The 2992-nt window shown below is 64.4% G+C and carries 2 protein-coding genes; both read right to left on the minus strand.

All coding sequences use genetic code 11. From position 1 onward, the window contains the following. Positions 1-435 precede the first annotated feature (435 nt). Positions 436-2025, minus strand: coding sequence for an MFS transporter (locus HMPREF2883_RS12780; RefSeq protein ID WP_081381385.1), 1590 nt, complete (start codon positions 2023-2025; stop codon positions 436-438). 554 nt (positions 2026-2579) lie between these two features. Continuing rightward, entirely contained in the window at positions 2580-2972 is a 393-nt protein-coding gene (locus tag HMPREF2883_RS15925; RefSeq protein ID WP_141759133.1) for a transposase family protein, read from the minus strand. Positions 2973-2992 lie beyond the last annotated feature (20 nt).

Below are 2992 nucleotides of genomic sequence, written 5' to 3' on the forward strand. Positions count from 1 at the left end.
TCGGAGGCAGCTGTGGCGGTGGTTCCACACCGCGACGACGCCGGGCTCTATCACCAAGAACCCCGGACTCGCTCCCGCGCGGCCCGGTGTCCACAGCGCTGACATGAACGATCCAGCCGTCGACACGCCCCGTGGGGATTGTTGGAATCCTGCGGTTCTTCTTCGGCGTGCAACGCCGATGCAGGGTTGATGTCAGCGCTGTGGACACCAGCGACCTGCCAGGACCCGTCAGGCCTCTTCCCTCCGCGCATCGCCGCCTTCAGGACCACCAGCCTGCCCCGGACTCCCGCCCGAGCGAGCGTCTCAGAAGACATGACACTCACATGTCCCAGAAGTGAGGAGCCAGCACAGAGCCGGACAGCGACGTGGACGACTCGGGCGGCAAGAGTCGGGGTCATGCAGGCGGATCTGGTGCAGATTCTGAGGATGTCGCGCTCAGCGGTGTGGGGTGCGTGGTGTTTCTCGGGCCGGGGGATTCTTCTTCCCCGGGGTCGGCATGTTGACGCCTCCCCGTCGTAGCCACAGGAGACCGGTCACCAGCACCGTTAGCATGATGAACAGCCCGATCGCGAAACTGGTCACCATTCCCCAGTCGGTGGCACGGTGCACGACGTCGGCAAGAAGGCTGCGCCCGGCACCGGGAGCACTAGCCGTCGTACGCAGTCCCTGTCCTGAGCGCACGCTGCTGACAAGCTCCTGCGCACCCACCGGCCACTGATGACGCACCACGTGCTCGCTCGCACTACCGAACCCCACGCCGGAGACAGCCACGCCGAGCACCACGCCGATCTGCCTCATCGCAGCGGATAGCCCAGAGGCCGCACCTGCCTCATCACCCTCGAAGGAGGCGACCGCCAGCTCGTTGACCACGGTCCCGGCAGCGCCAACCGCAATGCCTGCCAGGATCAGGCCCGGCAGGAGCACCACCCAGGTCGATGAGCCGTACAACAGTACCCATGACATCAGCGCCGCGCACCCGACGACAAGGATTCCCAGCAGCCTGGCCGACGGCGCCCAGCGCCCATTACCGCCACGAAACAGCCACGCCCCCGCGATGGCACAGAGACTGAACGGGAGGAAGCAGAGTCCGGCCTGCAGGGGTGAAAACAGGTAGATATTCTGCGCATACAGCGACAGCCAGGGCATCTGCCCCACCAGACCAGCCTGGACGGCAAAGCCGGTCAGGATACTCACCACATAGAGCCGGTCAGTCAGCAGGCGTCCCGGAACCATAGGTGAGTCCGAGCGCCGCTCGACGGCCATGAACAGCCCCATCGCGGCCAGTCCGACGGCAACGCCACCAAGCGTGCGCGCACTAGTCCACCCCCAGGCCGACCCCTCCAGCAGGACGACCGTCACGCCCCCGGTGGCAAGGACTGCCAGCAACGTTCCGGGCCAGTCCACGTCTGAACCTCTGCGATCCGCGCCGTGATCCTTCACGTACCACGACGCCAGCCAGGACACCACCCCCACAGGCACGTTGATCCAAAAGATGGAGCGCCACCCGGCGACTAGGACTAGGCCTCCGCCTGCCAGTGGCCCCACTGCGATAGCCACCCCTGAGATGAGCCCGTAGATCCCGGTAGCTCGTGCCCGCTCGCGTCCGGCGGCGTAGCGGTCAGAGATCATCGGAACGCCGACGCCCAGGAAGATCGCCCCACCGACCGCCTGAAGAGCCCGGAAAGCGTTGAGTACGAGCATCGAAGGGGCCAATGCGCACACGGCTGACCCCACCGTGAACAGGACCAGCCCCCATCGGAACAATCGCAGTCGCCCCAGACTTCCGCTCAACGTCGCCGCTGACATCAGCAACGCCCCCAACGGCAGCGTGTAGGCGTCCACTACCCACTGCAACTCACTCTGCGACGCGCCAAGACTCTGCCCGATATCACCCAGTGCCACCGACACCACCGTGATATCCAGGACGTTCATGAAACTCACCGTGCAGACGAGCACAAGCGCCAGAACGCGACTATCCCTTAATTCTGCTATGTCGCGACTACCGGACTCTGCTGCAGCTCCCATATCCCATCAACTCACTCGTCGTTCTTTCCAACGTCTAACCGACTGATTGAGGCTTATTCACAACATCCGTCGAAGGCACTGTGACCTGCACAGATGCCAGCGTCGGCTAGTCCTGCAAATAAGCCCCATTAGGTCCTCCAAACCTGCCTGGACAACCTTTCCATAGACAGCCGTCGGCAAGCTGCCCGCTGGAATCACCCGCACGTCAGCAGCATGCAAAACATGAGGCTTATTCGTAGGGGTGTTCAGGGCGCCTAAATGAGGTGTGTGTCGCTAAGCAGGGTGACGGCTCACTCTTGAGAGATCTTTGGCGCTTAAGCCAATCCAACTAAGAAGTAAGCCGCCATAACAAATAGTAGCACGAGAATCCCTCGGTATGAGGTTGTGAGCCTGCGCGAGACGATCTACAGCGTAGGCCCTCCGCCGGTGTTCGGGACGAGGGTGCTGGGGCTGTTCCTGGGCATGCGCCTGACTCTGACGTGCTTGTCGCCCCGCCTGGTGTGGCGCCACACATAGGGGGTACCTCCCGCACGGGAGCGAAGCGCGCGGGGGAATCATCGACCCCGAGGACCTCCACGCCGTCGAAGCGGTGAGGGTTGCCGGTGATGGTCTGCTCGGCCCGAGTCAGGATTGCGTTGTTGGCGGTGTGCCAGGAGTTCCCCCAGGGCGGTTGCCACCCGGGAGACCGACATGCACTCCAGGGCAAGGGCCCGCAGCCCCCACTCCACAGCCGAGCGTGTCAGCCGCGCCCTGGGCTCAGCCAGGCCGCTCGTGTCCTGTCTCCACACCCGACGGCAGTGGGTGCAGGCGAAGCGCCGTAGGCGCACCACCAGCTGCGTGGGCCTTAGCCCCACCGGCACGTGGGCCAGGCGCCGGGCCACTGTCCCACGGGATACTCCTTGAGCGCCGCAGGCCTTGCAGAACGGATCCTCGAACCCGATCGGCATACGGCACTCGATCACCGCAC

Source organism: Actinomyces sp. HMSC075C01 (assembly GCF_001812965.1).
Classification (GTDB): Bacteria; Actinomycetota; Actinomycetes; order Actinomycetales; family Actinomycetaceae; genus Actinomyces; species Actinomyces acetigenes.

Bases quoted from the DNA above. Each gene is read 5' to 3' on its own strand.
- HMPREF2883_RS15925 (WP_141759133.1), bottom strand. From the start codon at position 2,972: ATGCCGATCGGGTTCGAGGATCCGTTCTGCAAGGCCTGCGGCGCTCAA.
- HMPREF2883_RS12780 (WP_081381385.1), bottom strand. From the start codon at position 2,025: ATGGGAGCTGCAGCAGAGTCCGGTAGTCGCGACATAGCAGAATTAAGG.